This is a genomic window from Tolypothrix campylonemoides VB511288_2 (assembly GCF_045999855.1).
GTDB lineage: Bacteria > Cyanobacteriota > Cyanobacteriia > Cyanobacteriales > Nostocaceae > Scytonema > Scytonema bouteillei_A.
In genome coordinates this window covers 267642-285588 of sequence record NZ_JBFPMW010000005.1, presented here as the reverse complement: position 1 = coordinate 285588, position 17947 = coordinate 267642, and the positions used below count along the sequence as shown (strand labels likewise).

The 17947-nt window shown below is 40.2% G+C and carries 15 protein-coding genes; 4 read left to right on the top strand and 11 right to left on the bottom strand.

All coding sequences use genetic code 11. From position 1 onward, the window contains the following. Positions 1-242: 242 nt before the first annotated feature. The 3 genes from AB0756_RS17690 to psb28 all read left to right on the top strand — a co-directional run bounded on the left by AB0756_RS17690 (position 243) and on the right by psb28 (position 3139). A complete protein-coding gene (locus AB0756_RS17690) occupies positions 243-1013 on the top strand; it encodes an RNA methyltransferase (RefSeq protein WP_038087929.1) in 771 nt (256 codons plus the stop codon). Between the two features lie 142 nt (positions 1014-1155). Beyond that, positions 1156-2757, top strand: a complete 1602-nt coding sequence (locus tag AB0756_RS17685) for a serine hydrolase (RefSeq protein WP_038087932.1) — start codon at positions 1156-1158, stop codon at positions 2755-2757. A gap of 13 nt (positions 2758-2770) precedes the next feature. After that, positions 2771-3139: a photosystem II reaction center protein Psb28 gene (gene psb28 / locus AB0756_RS17680; protein WP_038087935.1), complete on the top strand. Its 369-nt coding sequence runs from the start codon at positions 2771-2773 to the stop codon at positions 3137-3139. Between the two features lie 205 nt (positions 3140-3344). Here the strand turns inward: psb28 and dprA are convergent, their stop codons facing one another. The 4 genes from dprA to AB0756_RS17660 all read right to left on the bottom strand — a co-directional run bounded on the left by dprA (position 3345) and on the right by AB0756_RS17660 (position 6950). Continuing rightward, a complete protein-coding gene (gene dprA, locus AB0756_RS17675) occupies positions 3345-4463 on the bottom strand; it encodes a DNA-processing protein DprA (RefSeq protein ID WP_038088064.1) in 1119 nt (372 codons plus the stop codon). 54 nt (positions 4464-4517) lie between these two features. Beyond that, entirely contained in the window at positions 4518-5246 is a 729-nt protein-coding gene (locus AB0756_RS17670; RefSeq protein ID WP_038087937.1) for a phytanoyl-CoA dioxygenase family protein, read from the bottom strand. A 188-nt stretch (positions 5247-5434) separates the two neighbouring features. After that, entirely contained in the window at positions 5435-6085 is a 651-nt protein-coding gene (locus AB0756_RS17665) for a DUF2301 domain-containing membrane protein (RefSeq protein WP_038087941.1), read from the bottom strand. Between the two features lie 91 nt (positions 6086-6176). Beyond that, on the bottom strand, positions 6177-6950 hold the full coding sequence (locus AB0756_RS17660; RefSeq protein ID WP_038087944.1) for an SAM hydrolase/SAM-dependent halogenase family protein: 774 nt from the start codon (positions 6948-6950) through the stop codon (positions 6177-6179). 144 nt (positions 6951-7094) lie between these two features. On the opposite strand from AB0756_RS17660, the gene pirA reads away from it, so the two are divergent. Then, on the top strand, positions 7095-7250 hold the full coding sequence (pirA, locus tag AB0756_RS17655) for an arginine synthesis PII-interacting regulator PirA (RefSeq protein ID WP_167844709.1): 156 nt from the start codon (positions 7095-7097) through the stop codon (positions 7248-7250). A gap of 182 nt (positions 7251-7432) precedes the next feature. Here the strand turns inward: pirA and AB0756_RS17650 are convergent, their stop codons facing one another. From AB0756_RS17650 to AB0756_RS17620, 7 genes are all read right to left on the bottom strand, one after another. Continuing rightward, the gene (locus AB0756_RS17650) at positions 7433-7762 is read right to left on the bottom strand and encodes an STAS domain-containing protein (RefSeq protein ID WP_038087948.1); all 330 of its coding nucleotides are present in this window, start codon (positions 7760-7762) and stop codon (positions 7433-7435) included. Positions 7763-7947: 185 nt separating this feature from the next. After that, on the bottom strand, positions 7948-9372 hold the full coding sequence (locus AB0756_RS17645; RefSeq protein WP_038087951.1) for a sugar transferase: 1425 nt from the start codon (positions 9370-9372) through the stop codon (positions 7948-7950). Between the two features lie 139 nt (positions 9373-9511). After that, positions 9512-10678: an endo-1,4-beta-xylanase gene (locus tag AB0756_RS17640; protein WP_038087954.1), complete on the bottom strand. Its 1167-nt coding sequence runs from the start codon at positions 10676-10678 to the stop codon at positions 9512-9514. A gap of 47 nt (positions 10679-10725) precedes the next feature. Continuing rightward, positions 10726-11505: a WecB/TagA/CpsF family glycosyltransferase gene (locus AB0756_RS17635; RefSeq protein WP_082051723.1), complete on the bottom strand. Its 780-nt coding sequence runs from the start codon at positions 11503-11505 to the stop codon at positions 10726-10728. Positions 11506-12414: 909 nt separating this feature from the next. After that, entirely contained in the window at positions 12415-13734 is a 1320-nt protein-coding gene (locus AB0756_RS17630; RefSeq protein ID WP_038087956.1) for a glycosyltransferase family 61 protein, read from the bottom strand. Between the two features lie 1117 nt (positions 13735-14851). Then, positions 14852-15616: a WecB/TagA/CpsF family glycosyltransferase gene (locus AB0756_RS17625; RefSeq protein WP_237265900.1), complete on the bottom strand. Its 765-nt coding sequence runs from the start codon at positions 15614-15616 to the stop codon at positions 14852-14854. A gap of 109 nt (positions 15617-15725) precedes the next feature. After that, positions 15726-17900 carry a WD40/YVTN/BNR-like repeat-containing protein gene (locus AB0756_RS17620; protein ID WP_050045953.1) on the bottom strand — a complete coding sequence of 725 codons (2175 nt, stop codon included), beginning with the start codon at positions 17898-17900 and terminating at the stop codon, positions 15726-15728. Positions 17901-17947: the final 47 nt, after the last annotated feature.

Below are 17947 nucleotides of genomic sequence, written 5' to 3'. Positions count from 1 at the left end.
ATAAACACCAACTCATTCTAACTTCCACCTTCATTACCCTACCCCTCTCGTTCCCAGGCTGAGCCTGGGAATGCCATTTTTATGAAGCTTTGAACTCCATGCCAAACCACATGGCGATTTGATAGGTTGGTTATGGAATTACAAAATTGCCACTCTAGATGTCAGACTGGGCGATAATCCTACTGTGCGTTTGGATTGAGACAATCAACATTTATAGCAAGTTTGCATGAGAACAGCAAGTCATGACACTAGACCAAGTAAAAATTATCTTAGTTGAGCCATCTGGACCTATGAATGTGGGATCGGTGGCGCGAGTTATGAAAAATTTTGGCTTTCATCATCTAGTGTTAGTCAATCCTCAATGCGATCCGCTTTCACTCGAAGCACTGCACATGGCAGTTCATGCCAAAGATATTTTACACTCATCTCAATCTGTAGCAACTCTACCAGAAGCTTTACAGGGATGTCAGCGAGCGATCGCAACAACTGCTCGCGTTAGGGACTGGGGAACGCCCATGGAAAATCCCCGCACGGCATTACCTTGGTTGCTTGAAAACCCACAACATTCAGCAGCACTAATCTTTGGTAGAGAAGATCGGGGTTTGAGCAATGAGGAACTGAACTACGCTCAAAGATTTGTTCGCATTCCTACAAGTTCCACTTATCCATCCCTCAACTTAGCAACTGCTGTTTCTCTATGCTGCTACGAATTAGCAACATTTTATACTGAAAACCTAAAAAATATGGAAAACAAACAACTTATCGCATCAGAAAATGCCTTGGATGATGACCTTGCTGCTTTGGATGTTGTAGAAACGTATTACCAAGAACTCGAATCCCTTCTCCTCAAGATTGGTTATCTTTATGCCCATACATCATCAAGTCGCATGGAAAAGTTTCGACAATTGTACAATCGGGCTCGACTACAAACTAAAGAAGTTGCAATGTTGCGAGGTATTTTACGACAGGTAGAATGGGCTATTAGGAACCTTTATAACCGCGAAGAATCATAATTCATGATGTTTGGGAGACTGACTCGTAAAAAAAATCTTTTTTGCTTGGAATTAGGGATTAGTATGTAATTGCAAGCCTGCTGTAGTGTTTACCTTTTATAAAAGCCAATTATAATATAAAATCTTATCATTATTATATATTATGAATACAAGAACTCGTATAAAAGTTATCCCACAGCGTCAGTCTTCGAGCCGTCGTCCCGATTTACGAAAAGTCCAAAAGCTACCACAGAATAAGGAAGCATTACGCAACCAACAACGCCCGCCTCAGAAAAAACAAACATCGACACGTGTAAAAGTAATTTCACCACTACAACCTACTCCTTTACCTAGAAGACAACCAAGGGGAGTCGCTCCACCCCAGCACTCTGCTACTTTTAAAGGGAGAATTCCTCCATATAACCCCAACGTTGTACCGTTAAAAACTGTCAGAGTGCAAAAGCATCCGGTGATGAAACAATCTTCTCGAAAAACGCGGTTAAAGCCGATGGCAAGAACAATTTTGTATGCCATACGGTTGTTAATTGTGGGAGTCGGGATAGGTGCGATCGTAGGTACTGTTTTATCTGTGTTAGACCCCGCTAATCGTCTCGCTACACCACCAGACTCATCATCCAATACAACCGTTGAACAACAAGCGCAGTCCCAGCCAACACCAACAGTAACTCCCACACCGACAGTTTCTGGAGTGTCCTTATCCCAAGAAAATATTCCCTTAAAATCAGCTATACAAAGTTTGGCAGCATCAACTCCAAATCTCACACCGGGAGTTTTCTTGGTTGATTTGGACAACGGTAGTTATGTGGATTTGAATGGGGCTGCTAGTTTTGCGTCTGCTAGCACAATTAAAATTCCAATTCTGGTTGCTTTCTTTCAAGATGTCGATGCACAAAAAATACGTCTTGATGAAAGCTTAACTATGGAAAAGGAAGTGGTAGCAGGCGGTTCTGGGAATATGCAGTACAAACCAGTAGGAACCCAGTTTACAGCGCTTGAAGTAGCTACGAAAATGATGACAATCAGTGATAACACAGCAACAAATATGCTGATTGCTCGATTGGGTGGTATTGATGCGCTAAATCAACGATTTCAAAGTTGGGGTTTGACAACAACTGCGATTCGCAATCTTTTACCGGATTTGGGAGGTACAAACACAACCAGTCCCAAAGAGTTAGGTACTTTGATGGCAATGGTTGGTAAAGGAAATTTAGTGAGTATGAGATCTCGCGATCGCATATTGGATATTATGCGCCGGACTGTGAGAAATCAACTGCTACCAGCTGGTTTAGGACCGGGAGCGACCATTGCCCATAAAACTGGTAATATTGGGACAATACTGGGAGATGCAGGGCTAGTGGATGTGCCAAGTGGCAAGCGTTATGTTGTTGCTGTAATGGTGCAACGTCCCCGGAACGATCCTGGTGCAGAAAAACTTATTGTATCCATTTCTCGCGTTGCTTACGAACAGCTCAGCCAAAGTTTTCCCGTTCCTCACAATACGGGAAATAGCATACCAACCACTACCTATCAACAGCCACCAGTTATAAGTCCGCCACCAGCCATAAATCAACCGTTCTCTAATGGCATGAGCAACACTTTACCTCCAACTGGATACCAACCTCCACTGATGAATCCACCATTACCTAATGGTATAGGTACAAACGTACCGCCAACGGGTTATCAAGCACCTGCGATCGCTCCACAAGTAGCACCGCAATATTACTACAATCCATACCAAAGATAAGTTTTCCAATTCCATGACATCTAAAACACCGTCAATTCAATTTTTTGCTGGCATTTTTGAAGAACTGAACAATGTCAGCCTGCGTCGTAACCTTCGTTCTGGTAACCGCATTATTGTTATGCTTTTTAAGCAAGTGAAAGCTTTGAACGGATTTAATAGCTTCACAAAACAATCTTTGAATTCAATGCTATTAACTGATGAAGAAGGAGAAATTCGTGTCACACCTTCTTCAACTCAATTCATTTTTGGAGGTGCAGAAGGAGATGAATTGCAGAGAGTAGAGTGTAAATTTGAAATCGAGCAAGAAGACCAATGGCAAAGATTCATGCGTTTTATGCAGCGATATGCTGAGGCAAATGGTTTGGCATATGGAGAATCATAAATGACTGGAAAGTCTTAATTCATACTTGCCATGTCATTAGAAATCGCACAGCGATAGCTACAACGGGGGGCTTTGAGTCCCCCATGAAGTAAGGATAAGAGGAAAGGGGATGCTCCCCAGAGAAGCTTTGTTTGTATAGTAACAATTTATTTCGCTTAAGTCTTTTAAAACATCTCTTAGCGTTTGTGGAGAAATTCCTACGCAATTAACAGCGTTGATACCGCATCCCTGGAAGTTGTGAAACTAGACCCATTAATTCTAACTCGAGTAAAGCGCCCGATACCAATCCAGCAGCCATACCAGATTGTTGAACAATCAAATCAAATGATAACGCTTCTGAAGAAAGTACCTTCATAACGTGTTGAAGTTCTGGAGATAAATCGGGTAAAGTCAATTGCTCTGGTGAAGAGACTGCTGCAACAGAATCAAGTTCTGGTATTGCTCCTAACATTTTGAGGAGTTCGTCTAATTCTCTAAGAATGGGAACAGCGCCTTGAGCGATCAGTTTTAAACATCCTTGGGAAGGATAGTCATCTAACCTTCCTGGTAATGCGTAAATATCTCGCCCAAATTCATTGGCATAACTAGCAGTAATCAAAGCACCCGATTTGATTGGTGCTTCCATCACTAACACGGCGCGACTCAAACCGGCTATGATTCGATTGCGACGGGGAAAGTGAGTGCGATCGGGGGGAGTTTTTGAGGGATATTCGCTCAGAACTAATCCATTCAGCAAAATCTGTTTGTAAAGTTCTTTATTTTTAGATGGATAAACAACATCTACCCCCGTACCGAGGACTGCTATTGTACGTCCTCCTGCTTTAAGAGTAGCGCTGTGGCTTTCAGTATCAATTCCGTCTGCTAAACCAGACACAACCGTAAAACCATTTTTAGCTAAAGCCACACTAATTTGACGAGTCCAACGCAAACCGTACTCTGAAGGTTGGCGCGTTCCAACAATACCAACTGTTGGTTTGTGTCCGATATTTTCTAGTAAATCAACTTCGCCGCGATAGTACAAAATAGGGGGTGGGCTGGGGATCTCTAGCAGCAACCGAGGATACTCTGGATCGGCTGGTGTCCAAAAATGAGGGTTTTGCTGTTGATGTTGTTGGAGAAATTGTTCTGGGTGCAAACGCGATCGCTGTTGTAAAACCTTAGATAGTGTTTGAAAACCAAAACCCTCTACCTCTTTCAACTGAGTTGAGGTTGCGTCCCAAGCTGCTGCTAGCGTACCAAAATGCTGTTGCAACCTTCCTAACAAAATAGGACCGACTCCAGAAATTTGCGACCAAGCGACCCAATACGCACGTTCTTGTTCCACCAATTGCCCATCCTTATCGTCTTTGGGTTTATTGTTCCCAAATTTCAGAACTGCCTAAGGATAAAAACCGGGAGTTTTTAACCTACGGCGTTGCATCTGTGTGAGGTCGGGGTAATCGTCGGGGTTATAGTAATATCTTGCCCATGCGCTCGAATACGGAGAGTATTTGTAGAATAGCGTCCGGCGTTCGTGTTGTCCTTTCCAGGGCATAGTACCGTGAGTTAGGGCTTCGGTAAAGATAATCGCTGTTCCTGCTTTTCCAGAAATTTCTTGCGTACAAGAAAGCGGATTTTCTAAATTTTCCCATTCTTTAAGTAAAGGGAAATTGCTTTTATGGCTACCTGGAATACACCCAAATCCTCCTGCGCCCTGCGGTACGTCTGTGAGGCTGTAGGCGACTGCAACCAAGCCGTTGTGCATTCTTCCATCTTTATAAAAGTAGTATTGACAGGGATCGTAGGGAGTCCCACCACCGTGTAGTATGCTGCCAATTGGTCCGGTACCTTGGCGAATAATGTGAACGTAATCGTGGTCTAGGCGAAAATTAGCTCCAAGTAGCTCGTCAAGATAAGGAGTGATTCGAGGATTGTCAATGAGACTGCGAAACGGTACACCCCAACTTAGCAAGCTATCAAAACGAACCCACTCTTTTCCGCGTCGATCTATACAAGCAATTTGCGGATCTAAAAGAGCATTGATAGCTGTTATCTCTGCTGGAGTTAAAGCATTTTCCAGCACAATAAATCCTTGCAAATCAAACAAGTAACGTTCTAACTCTGTCAAATCAACACCTATTGCTAATCACCTGAAATAGTATATAAGAATCCTAAATGATTTATAAAAAATTTAAGTAGGGTGGGCAATACTCATCAAAAGCTTTTAGTGTGCATTTCCACCCCAGGTATGCCTTACATTGCAAAAATCAAGAGGATTCTTATAGCAATTATGAAATCATATATATTGATTCAAAATTACGTTGCTTGCCGAGTCTTTAAATACTCAAATACGGACTTATCTCCAATATCGGGAGGAATTGCTTGCACTGCTTTGCGAACGGCAAACACGACAAACAGAACTGCCCAAATTCCTAATAAAATTTTTTCCCATTGAGTTGGCAACACCCCTACCAAATGTCCCAACAAGAGTAAGGGAACTGTTGGTGTTAGTATTTTAGTCTCAAAGCGATTAAAGCAAAACGCTTCTTTAAAATAAATTCCTGTCAGTGCTGCAAAAGTAAATCCTATTCCCAGTAATGTTAATGGTTGAGTATAAACGGTGACAGCCAATGGTGCGCTATTATACAAAGCTAGTACTGTGGCGCTAACACTGCCAATTGCCCAAAAAACTTGTAAAAGTCTGTGTAACAGTGTCATATAAATATGTATCATGAGTAAACTGACACCTAAAGCCAGACTGAAACAAACATATAAAGGTGTCAGTACTGGAAAAATCTCTGGGTTTTGGTTAAATATGACTAAAGCAGTACCTGTGGCAAAGCAGAGTGCAGCTACCATAAGTCCAGTACGGTAGACAATAACGCCCGTGCGATCGCTCTGATTAATCGTAAACTCTCCAAACTGACCTTGATAAATTTCCGGTGCAGATAAAGTTTGCTGAGCCATAGCAATTGAAATCCGAAATTTTTAAGAACTGCTAATCATCCCTATGCTATTTTATCCCCGTGTCCCCGTCTTGAGGATGCAATTTCATCCTTCATTCAAAATAAACTCTCAGACGATCTCCTAAGGCTATGTGCAATTGCGATCGCGCATTCCCATTGTTAACAGCAATCTCCACCCACCCATGACTGCCAATAAGTGCGATCGCTTCACCCACTTTAACATCGCTATAAGTTTCATACTTGGGAATAGTGATTCCCGCAACTTCTATATTCCAGTTCTTTCCCAGCACATCAGTCCCAGGAATGTTAGTCACTAAGTTACCGAAACGGTCAATATATTGAATGCTACCAGTTATACCAGTTTCCGTTACTATAGAATTAGCAATATCTAATTCTACTAGAGTAGCGGGGTCGATTGATTCGCCCAACTGTTTGAGGGGAACGCCACAAGCAAGATAAGCGGCTACTGGTGCAAAAATATCCCTCCCGTGGAAAGTACTGCTGGGTTGAGGGGTTCTCCAATACTTGGGGTTCGTTAGTTCTACGGCTGCAATTGCCGTACTTTCACTCAAAACTCCACCAAATATTCCGTTATCGGGTCCCACCAGGTAACCTTTAGCAAATTCTACTGCGATCGCTCGTCGCGTACTGCCTACGCCAGGATCGACAACAGCTAGATGCACTGTGCCTGGTGGAAAATAAAGGTACGCATCCATTAAGCAGAACCGAGCAGCCGCAACATCCTGCGGTGGAACTTCATGAGTCAAGTCTACTACTGTAAGTTTTGGGTTGATTTGGGCAATCACTCCCTTCATCGCCCCAACGTAAACATCACGGGTTCCAAAATCGGTAAGCAAGGTCAGCATGGGGTTGTAAACCTTCCACAAGAAGATATTGCCGCTTAATAATATATATTAAGTTTATTTTTTCTGTAGCGAAAGTTACGAAAAATTTGCTATGTTAGGAAAGTTAGACATTTGATGGAGAAATTTAAGAGGCACATTGTTAAAATGAGCAGGAACAGATTGGAATCGGTAAAACAAGCACGCGAAACACACAGACTCAATATTAAAAGAACCTTAGAACATCGCCTAAAAGTAGCTAGAGAAAAAGGTGATGAAAATTTAGTTCGCCAATTAGAAGCTGAAATGAACTATTTCAGTTAAAAATAAAGTTTTATTGTTCTAGTTCATAGTTTTGTTGTGTGTTAACCCGCTTTGGCGGGTTTTCGTGTTTTTAACAGCGATGGTGGCACTGTCAATTTCATAAAAAAAGGCGCTACCCTAACTTGAGAGTAGCGCTTTTATTCTTAAATGATACTTTTGCCTTCTTCAATTAGTTTGTACTTCTAAGCACTTGTGAATGCAGATTCATCTTCGTATATCTCAAACAGCCTATCTAGCTGAGTCAGTTCCAAGATTATTTTGAGTGCAGGCGATACAGAACAAAGACTTAAGCGCCGTCCCATACGTTGAGACAATTTTAATGCAGAGACTAATGCTAAAACTCCAGAACTATCTACAGATTCTACTTTACCCAAATCCAATAGCAAAATAGAACAGTCAGTTTGTGTTAACAGTGTTGTCAATTTGCGTTCAAACTCCAATGCATTTGCACTAACAATAGAACCATTCGGTCTGATGACTGTCATGTTTGGATTTAAAAGTGTGCTTTGCATGATTTAGCTCTAATGTGTCAAATAGTCCAAGTCTTAATAAAAGGTAAGTAGGTCAACCAAAAAGGGAGAGGACAAAAGGATGAAGAGCGTTATTGGTATTGATTTTTGATAGTTCAACAAAACTTCTGTCCTCGAACCTGTTAGCTCTCAGCAATTAGCGACAAGTTACGATCGCCAACTACTACCTAATAAGCACCTGTTTTGTTCAAAACAACCTGTACTGTTTGTAGCAAAATCTTCAAGTCCAGCCACAGCGACCAGTTCTCAATGTACGAAATATCCAATTTGACAGCGTCTTCAAAGTTATCAATATTGGAACGACCGGAAACTTGCCACAGCCCTGTAATACCGGGTAAGACTTCTTGTCTGAGAAAATGCTTTGTTTGGAACTTTTCGACATCTCTGATGGGTAAAGGGCGAGGACCAACTAAACTCATCTCTCCTAATACAACATTAAACAGTTGTGGTAATTCGTCTAAACTATAGCGGCGTAAAAACTTACCAATTCTGGTGATCCGAGGGTCATTTTTAACTTTAAACAGAACACCGTCTTTGACTTCGTTCTTAGCCTCTAAAGCGGCTTGTAACTTTTCCGCATTGACAACCATGGTGCGGAATTTCCAAATTTTGAATTTTTGACCGTGCAATCCAATTCTGTCCTGTTTAAAAAAGATTGGTCCGGGAGAATCTAATTTAATGAGTACTGCAAGGGATAAGTACACGGGTGAAAACAGGAGTATGAGAATAATTGATGAACACAAGTCAAAACATCTTTTTACCCAGAACTCACTACCCGTGATAAATGGTGCTGGAATTGTTACAAAAGGAACTTCACCAATCATCCAGAAATAAGATTTAGAAGGAAGAACTCCGGCTTCAGTTGGGATAATTCGGATAGTAATGCCGGCTGTGTAAAAATGCCAACAGACATACAGACGTTTTTTGATAGCATCCCAAGAGACAAAGACTTCTTCAACGCCCAGACTGCGAAGATATTCTAAAGTTGTGTCACGGTTGCTTCTGTCCAAACAGTTTGGGTTAGCGACACCAACAACCGTGTAACAATCCTCTTTCTCTATCAGCCTGATGTTTCTTTCTTTCTCATCAGAATCAGTGATTAGGAAAACTGTATGGCGGACAACTCCTTTTTTCCGCAATAAGGTAGTAGTCGTATCAACAAGGAAACGACCGGCACATAAGAAGGTTACTGAGAATAACCAAAAGAGCAAAAAGGTGGATCGAGAAATATAACTACTTGGTTCGTAAAGAAAGGCAATGAAGAGAAGGAATATATCGGCTAGGGAAACTGCTTTGATCAGACGGGGATAATTTCGACGATTGTACCCCGAGCGGTATAATCCCTGTGCGGTGATAATTCCTAATTGAACAAATAGAGTTAGCAGTAAGAAAGAAGATTTCTCTGTCCAAGGAGAGTTTACAGGTGTGCCATAAAATACTGCAACTTTCCATGCTATGGTTAAAAACACAGCATCTAGTAGTACTAGCGTTAAGACACGCAAAAATTTTGTTGCAAATCCTTTTTGAATTCTTGCGCCTCGACCTGACCTTAAATCTGGTTTGAACCCGACAACTGACAATTTGTAAGTCATCTTAACTGCACCTATTATTTGCTATGATGTTCTTTACTCTTTGCTTGGTAGATAAGAATTCGCGAGATTAACGAGGAAGGAATCGGACGAATTCGAGTTCAAATGGATGACTTTACGGCTTGACTTATAAAAACTATCTTTATCGCTTTGGAGCTCGGTCAAACGCTCTTGCTATTGCGTTCCAAGCTAATTTGCGTTGGAAGTTAACATCCAGTGGTAAAGGACGCACTGGTTGACCATCGGAACGTGGCAGAAAATATGCGTGCCATGTATATCGATCGCTCAGCCCCCAGGTTAAGACTGCAATCACGGCTTTCTCATCTAGCACTACTGAAAGATAGTCTTCATAGAGACTGGCAACCATGCGATCCCGAACTGTAGAATCTGCTGGCAGCTGTTGGTCTATTACGTCTAGTTCAGTAATCAGTATTTTTAAACCGAGACTGGCTACATCAGAGAGAAAAGCTCGCAGCTTTTGAGGGTTAAAGGCTTTTTCATGAGCCATTAAGTGAGACTGAATACCGAGAGCATGAATCGGTGTACCCTTTTTTAAAAGATTCTCTAAGAGCTTTAAAGTTGCCTTTCTCCTAGCCTCGTGTTTGGGTATATCGTACTCAATCCATGTCTCATTATACACTAACATAGCTTTTGGGTCAGCCGCCGCCGTTGCCCGATAGGCTAGTTCAATATAACTCGGCCCTAAAAAATCGAGCCATGGAGAACTCTGCAAACCATCAGACCTACCATCTTCTGGATCTATCGCTTCGTTAACCACGTCCCAAGAATGCATCTTACCTGCATAGCGCTTAGAGACAGTTGTGATATGGTCTACCAAAATTTTCTCTGCGTTTTGGCGGTTAACAGTCTCTTTGAACCATATAGGTATGTCTTGGTTCCATACTAAAGTATGTCCTCTATAAAGAATACCACGATTGCGTGCAAATGCAGCTAACCAATCTGCTCTAGCGAAGTCATACTTATCGGGAGCAGGACGGAGTTGAGACCATTTGAGAGCGTTTTCCGGCACTATCATGCCGCAATCTCTAGTAAAACTAGCACTAAAGGATGCATTGGATTGAAAAAAATCGGGTTCGACTGCTGCTCCATAAATAATCCCCTTTGAAGCAGCACGTTGTTTCAAAGAATTTTGTCCAACCACTTTAAAGTCTCTTTTTGGATTGTAAAGAGCTTGGACTTGGTTGTTCGTATTAACTATTTTTCCTGCTGTCACGGCAGCTGAGCTGGCTAAACCTGAGAATCCCAGGAATATGAAATGACGCCTGCTGAGAGGAAATTTTGGATACATGCACGATTGATAGGTAATACAATTGGTTACTGATGATTCGTCATCGGTCACTGATTGCTAGTTACAGGTCCAAGTAGGTCAATAAATTTCTGCCGCAACAGCCGATAGAAAAATAACGAATTGCCTACTAAATATCTTTTCCAAAGACGACGCGGTTCGGTAACGAATCTTGTCAACCATTCAAATCCAGAGTTGGTTAGCCACTGAGGACCGCGATAGACAGTGTTTGTATAGAAATCGAGGCATGCACCAAGAGGTAAGAAAACTTTTGCATCGATTCGATCCATGTTGTCTACGAGCCAACGTTCTTGTAATGGCATTCCGAAACCCACATACAAGATTCCCGGTTTAAATTCATTAATCTTCTGAATCACAATATCGTTATCACGACTGGACTTATCAAAATAGCCGTGATGTCCTTGTACTTTAAGATTGGGTGCGATCGCCGTTAACTTAGAAATTGCCTTATCTACAACTCCAGGCTTTCCTGCTAGAAGGAAGAGAGAGACATTGTTTCTTTCACAAGCTAACGCCAAGCTTTCTATATAGTCCGGACAAGTCATGCGATGCCTGGATTCCACAGAGTATCCAAAAAATTTTGCTGCTAGCAGTACACCGAACCCATCACAGAAAACCACATCAGCTTTATTTAAGAAGTTGCGATACCAAGGCAGTTCGCAGGCAAAGTTCATGGCTCTGATATTTACATTCCCTACAACCGTCTTCTCTCGGGTTTTCGCCGCCTCAACGACATAAGATATCAACTGACAAGCTGTGAGCTTGTGAAACCGAGTTTTCAGTATTGTAATTTCTTCAAATGATGGCATAATTACACCCCTTACCTCTTTAAACGAACAAGCTAAATGCTCTTAAGTCATTACAAAATTTGTATATATCAATACTTTTTTCGATAAATGTTTGTTTTTCATAAACTCACACACACTTTCATGAAATTTTTGTTAACCTCTCCTTGATATGTGAGCATATCGCAGTTGAAATAACAAAGCAACTAAATTTTATATCAAATATTCAAATTACAACTTCACAATATCTTTGAAAAAGTGAGTGAAGATCGATGTTATCTTGTCCTGAATTTTCTCTAGCGATCCAACTGTTTCTGCTTAAGATTCTAACCAATAGTCAGAAATGTAATAAAAGTAATATTAGTGAGATTTGTGTGTTTTTAATTATTTGATAGATCTAATAGAAAAGTATACGTTTTCATATATTTTAACGCTCTTCCATCACTCTGGGGAAAGAAAAAATGAAGGCAACTTTTAAACCTCATACAGCACTTGGATTTGAAGCTTTATTTTCTAACATTATGAGGAAAATCATGTTTTTTGCCTAAAAGTCCTGTGTAGCAAGGATTATCAAAAAAGGCAGGAGGCAGGAGGCATTTATGGAATGCTGGCTCCGCCCTCTGCCTTGTCTTCGTGCCATTGGGTTTGAATCCCCAACGAAAGTGTTCCTTCTGCCCTCTGCCCTCTGCCTCCTGCCTTCTTCAATTATTTTTTCTCTAGCGAGAGTGATGGAACGTTAATTTAGCGGTCATCATTTTATCTCATTTATCCCACTTACATGACTTATCTTTCCTTGGGTTATGTTGGATAAAATGAGGAAAGGACTTTAGATCTTATACCATTTCACGAAATGCCTGATACAAATGATTGGTCTCTAATTCTTTCCCCCTGCCCCCCACTGCTTATTTGTATCAACCTTAGAGTAAAACGGTATTAGGCTATATGGAAACTCTCAAGCGATCGATTATTTTCATAATATCTTTCTGCTGTGGCTACAAGTGTTTGCAGAGCGTCAACGTTTACTATTATGTCTGTATCCCGACGGCGAAAATCCATGCTCGGAGGCTTGCACTTCAAGAAACCATACCGAAAACCCAGTTCTTTTGCTAGGTAAACAAAAGTATCATCCACAAAGAACGAGCTAAATAATTCGATGACAGTCAAATTTTCTGCAAAAATCATATTTGTGAGGCCAGCACCCTGAGGACCAACAACTATTTTGGCTTGTGAAAAGAGTCGTACCTCATCTGCAAAGCTTAAGTCTTCAAGTACATAAGCAACAAACCCGAATGGCTTTAATGCATCTATGACTTCGTTTTCATTAATGATTCGACGACCTACTGCCTTCCGTCGCGAAATCAATATATAAGGTGAAAAATTAAGTTTGTCAGTTTCGAGCGCAGGCAGATTACCGAGTGTGCGTTGGCGAAGCCAAGAACAAGCTTTAGGAGATACGTGAAGTGCCGGAGAACGCCGAAAAGATGGGACTAACAATCGGTTCACTTTCATTCTTGACCCATTCCAAGGAATCCAGTCTTTTGACTGATATCCTAAAAGTTTTAGAGACTCTATTTGCCATGCAGAGGGATTTGATTCAACGATCAAAGTAGGCTTGATACCAGTCTTTTCTTGATAAAGCTCTAAGCTTTCCAGTCGTGCTAAGCAGTCTACTATCCAGTGATAGTAATTTCTACTCCAACCATTTATTAATGAACAGGCTACATCTAATTGAGGAGGATTGCCTTTGGATAAGAACTTTGACGCTAAAGCTTGTAAAGGTATGCATTCCTCTATTGGTAAATCTTCTTTTAAAGAGGAAGTTTGAGATAATGATGTACCAAATATTGTAGAAACTGGGACAGATGTTTCCAAAATAATATTTCTATTTTTGTCAAATCCTAGGGCAGTGGGACCAGCCAGTTCAGCATTATCTACTTCACATAAAAAAAATTCATCTTTTCTGCTTTTCTCAGGAATTTCATCAATAAATATCCCCGAATAGCCATGTTCATTTAAATTGTAAGGTTTCATACATGAAATTAATTCCTCTGATTGAAACTGAATTGTGTGGTATTGCTCTGTATTGTTGATTAACTCATGTCTCGTTACTATCTTAAACTTTAGGATTTTTTTTAAAAATAGAAGAATTGGTCGCCTGAGTAGAAAACTGTATTTGCTTTTACTCCGGTTAAGTATGAGATATAAAGTATGCAAAACTTTAATTTTTTTAAGATTGGAAACTAAAAATGTCATTTTAAATCTCCTGACAAATTTTTTTAATAAGCCGATCGCTGTCATAGGATGTGAGTTACGACCGCATACAAAACTGCTCGTTCTTCTAAGAAGAGTACTGATATTAAAGTAATTTTTCCGTATCCTAAAATTATTTACGATCGGAGTGTGAGCATGGCACACGAACAGAAAAATCGATAATTTTAGAACCGAAATGAAGTAAGTTGTGTCGCTAACTCCCACCTGTGTTCTCAATCAACAAATATTTTCTGCTATTTCTAGCCTGTGACTAAAGATAGTTATAAGGCTACAAAATTTCTGCCTCAATACTTCTTATTTATCAATTAAAATTTTCTCTTTGATGCACCGACACCACCAATTGTTCCATCTTGCACCATGATGGCTGAACTTTTCTGGAAACTTTTCAAGTTATCGGTAGAGTTTTTTATTGGTGTTTTACAAAATGTAGGTTACTCTATCTGAAAATACACTTCTCCTTTTACAAAGAGGTGTCAATCCAGTAACAAAACTGTGACGTTATTCACGACCTGTTAGAGGCTTCAATATTACTGAAATAGGTTAAGATGAGTTATATTGATTAACAAGCAATGTAGCTCTTAAATCTTCAGTGGAATTTTCCCCCTTAGCTTTGTGCCAATACTAAAGTTAAGAGGAGTTATGATTTGAAGTGAGTTATTTGTTATCAACCCATATGTGCTTTCATGAATGGGGAAAAATCCGCGCAGCTTTAAATTAATAAAATCTGCTGGACAATATTATAGTTCCTTGAATCTTTGGTAAAGCTTATTTAAAAATAGGAGCGTTGTACTAAAAATCAAGAATATAAATGTGATAATACATAGAGAAGCTGCATAAAGCGCGATCGCCCATGCTCATTGTGAGCCTCATTGTCTGCGATCGCACCACTGTAACAACAACTGCAGTCTCACGACTTTGAATTTGCAAAGTGATAAATTAAATATTGCGAGCAAGTCAAGTGTCAAATAGCTTGAATAACTACTCAAAAACTGCCAAATTTTAAGAGTAGCGTCATCGCTACCACTAGCTAAAGTTCTGCCGTATGAGCTAAACACAACTAACTGAATTCAGGGTATCAGAATTACCAATGGGGGCTCAATTAAAGAACTTTGGTCTCTGCGTCATTACCGAGGTTAACCATCTCATATTGCTTCATGGCAGACCATGGATTCTTATAAATTTGAAAACGTTGTTGTAACACTAGCCACAAGAATGGAATAGCATCGTACAAATACCTCTTCCACAGTCGTTTGGGTTCGCATGAAAGCCTATAAAGCCACTCTAGTCCTACTTCAGTCATCCACTTTGGAGCTCGGTTTATATTGCCGGCTTCAAAGTTGATAGTTGCACCAATAGCTAAAAAAGTTTTAATGTTGTTTAACTGATGCCTGTATTTAGAAATCCACAGTTCTTGCTTGGGAGCACCCATACCAATAGCTAAGACGGTAGCTTCTGAGGAGTTAATAAGCTCAACAATTTTTTGGCACTCATCCTCATTTTTCTCAAAGCCAAAGCTAGGAGAGTACGTGGCAATAACAATATTACGACCTACTTTTGAATTAATTTTTTGCTGAGCCTTTTTTGCAACATTTTCAAATCCTCCTAGTAAAAAAATCTTGACTTTTTCATCATTTTTGTAGTAGTTATAGAAAGCAGGAAACAAATCAGAACCAGAAATTTTTTCTTGAATAGGGGTTCCTAAAAATCTAGAAACATACATTATGATTTGGCTATCACAAACTCTATAATCTGCTTCTTGATAGACATCATAGAAATCTTTATTTCTATGTAATTTCATAATGTGATCTACGTTTGGAGTAAACACAATACCACCAAGCTTCAGGTTTTTTAAAAGTTCTGACATGGTAATATTATGTATATTTATACCTAAGAAATGAACTTTATTTGGACTCATGGATAATTTTTCAAAACAAAAAAAGAATGGAATTTTGCGTTTTTTTGATTCCAATTATTTAGCGATTTCCATAGTAAATTCCTCTGCCATTAGTACCAATAAAAACTAAGCCAAATTCCTGCTTACTTGCCTCCATAACATTTGGAGAATTGCCAATAGGTTTGGTGCGATCGCCAATTCTCTTCCATGTTTTTCCTCTGTCTAAAGAGCGGAAGATTCCTTGACCCATCTCATCTATTTCCCCATACAAGTAGAGCGCCGGGACTTTACTCCCTGGCTGAGGTTTACCCAAAGCAAACAAATGCGCTCTTTTTACCATTGGAAGACGAGAAAAAGTTTGACCGCCGTTAGTTGAGTGGAAAAGTCCTTGCTCGTCCATTCCAAGCCATAATTCCCCTTTGACTCCAGGAGATGCTTTTAAAGAGTGCCAATTTGTATGAGGAATGGATGATGAAACCACATCAAAAGATGCACCTCCATTAGTGCTGCGATAGAGTTTGCTGTTGTCATAGTAGTAAAAGGTCATGCCATCGACTGTGTCTGCAACCAAAGGCTGAAGCCAGTTCCAAGGTCCACTAAAGCCCTTTGGTAATCCAGAAATTTGTTTCCAAGAATTGCCTCCATCAGTAGTCCGCAGTGGTTGTCTGTCACTCACGGTGACAATCATAAGGTTTGCATCGGTTGCAGACATAGCTATACGTGTTGGCAGAGTATTTTGTGGAAAAGAGCCAAACTGCTTCCAAGTCAAACCACCATCATCTGAAGTTGCACCTGAATAAGTGTTATTAAATCGGTTACCACCCACACGTGCCATTCTTTTTGGATTGACTTCGGAATAAGCGATGCTGTAAGTGTCTTGAAATGCAGGTCCTCTCGCGCCAAAATTTTTTGATGGGTAATTATCTAATCCTTGGTTGTGGTAAAAACCATCTACATCTGCCACTCCACTTAATAGTAATGCCCCAGAAGGAGGTGATACCAAAGCAAAAGTAACCAATTCTTCATGCCCTGTCTGATAATTTGTCCAAACGACTGGTTTAGTGTTGGTGTTTTCTGTCTGCCAAATACCGTACCAATCAGTTAGCCAAACTCGACTAGCAACGTGAGGATCGAATTCAATAGCAGCCACCGAACCGTGGGAAATCATATCTTCATTCCACCAGGGGACTGTATTGTTGGCTTTGCGTTTTTGCTCTTGCCATATCCTCCCGCCATCTGATGAATGGTAAATTTTGGTTCCCTTATCTACAAATGTAGAAACCAGAATCTCTTGGAAATTATTTGGGTTAAGAGTGATACCATTAAAAGCAAGTTTGCTGTTAAAGGGTGTGATATTATTCCAAGAGCCGTTCTTTAATTGGCTAACACCAGAACTATGGGTAACATACAAAATATCTGAACTTGCGATCGCAATACGATTAACTTTTGATGGGCTATTTGCTATTTTAGTCCAACTCTTTCCAGTATCAGTTGACTTATAGATTGCATCTTCATAAGCAACAGCATAAACTGTACCAGATTTGTATTTGCTAAACACAACAGCAGTAATACCAATACCCTTTTTTAACTTTCCTGGGAACGATTGTACGTTTGCCCAAGTCTTACCACCATCTAAAGATTTCCACAGCCCATCTTGTCTTGAACCAAAAAAGAGAGCTTGAGAATTAAATGGATCGACAGCCAGTCTTTCTCCCGCCCATCTGATGTCATCATTTCCCCCCATTTTTAAGTCTAAATTTAGCTTTGTCCAAGTCTTTCCTTTATCTGTGGATTTGAAGATAGTTCCTTTGTACTGCCACCAATCACTTGTATATTTCCCTACAGCAATGTAAACAATATTTGGGTTATTTGGGTCAAGCGCTAAAGCTTCTCCTCCATAGTAATTGTTTTGAACAAGTGAAAATTGTTCGGTAAGAGGTATCCAACTTCTAGATGCAGAATTCCAACGATAAAAACCCCCAACGTCGGTTTTGATATACACTAAATCTCTTTCTTTAGGGTGTAGGTAAATACCAGTCACGTAACCACCGCCCCCCAATGATACGTTCTTTGTACCTAAAATCGTGTTTTGTTTATAGATTTTGGAATTAGCTACACTGACTTTTGGAGAGATAAGGTTAATGATGGCATTGTGAGATTTAACTTGTTGAACCCCTACTGCAACTATTAGAATAATACCTGCAAGAATAATAACTTTATTGAAAGTGCGGTTTTGCCAAATCGGGAAACGCATTTTTAAAACAAGAAGAGACTACAGAGTAATAGATGCCTAATTGTTCA

Coding starts and splice junctions, on each gene's coding strand:
- AB0756_RS17690 (WP_038087929.1), top strand. CDS start 243: ATGACACTAGACCAAGTAAAAATTATCTTAGTTGAGCCATCTGGACCT.
- AB0756_RS17630 (WP_038087956.1), bottom strand. CDS start 13,734: ATGACATTTTTAGTTTCCAATCTTAAAAAAATTAAAGTTTTGCATACT.
- AB0756_RS17645 (WP_038087951.1), bottom strand. CDS start 9,372: ATGACTTACAAATTGTCAGTTGTCGGGTTCAAACCAGATTTAAGGTCA.
- AB0756_RS17640 (WP_038087954.1), bottom strand. CDS start 10,678: ATGTATCCAAAATTTCCTCTCAGCAGGCGTCATTTCATATTCCTGGGA.
- pirA (WP_167844709.1), top strand. CDS start 7,095: ATGAGCAGGAACAGATTGGAATCGGTAAAACAAGCACGCGAAACACAC.
- AB0756_RS17660 (WP_038087944.1), bottom strand. CDS start 6,950: ATGCTGACCTTGCTTACCGATTTTGGAACCCGTGATGTTTACGTTGGG.
- AB0756_RS17665 (WP_038087941.1), bottom strand. CDS start 6,085: ATGGCTCAGCAAACTTTATCTGCACCGGAAATTTATCAAGGTCAGTTT.
- AB0756_RS17625 (WP_237265900.1), bottom strand. CDS start 15,616: ATGTCAGAACTTTTAAAAAACCTGAAGCTTGGTGGTATTGTGTTTACT.
- AB0756_RS17685 (WP_038087932.1), top strand. CDS start 1,156: ATGAATACAAGAACTCGTATAAAAGTTATCCCACAGCGTCAGTCTTCG.
- AB0756_RS17650 (WP_038087948.1), bottom strand. CDS start 7,762: ATGCAAAGCACACTTTTAAATCCAAACATGACAGTCATCAGACCGAAT.
- AB0756_RS17620 (WP_050045953.1), bottom strand. CDS start 17,900: ATGCGTTTCCCGATTTGGCAAAACCGCACTTTCAATAAAGTTATTATT.
- psb28 (WP_038087935.1), top strand. CDS start 2,771: ATGACATCTAAAACACCGTCAATTCAATTTTTTGCTGGCATTTTTGAA.
- AB0756_RS17635 (WP_082051723.1), bottom strand. CDS start 11,505: ATGCCATCATTTGAAGAAATTACAATACTGAAAACTCGGTTTCACAAG.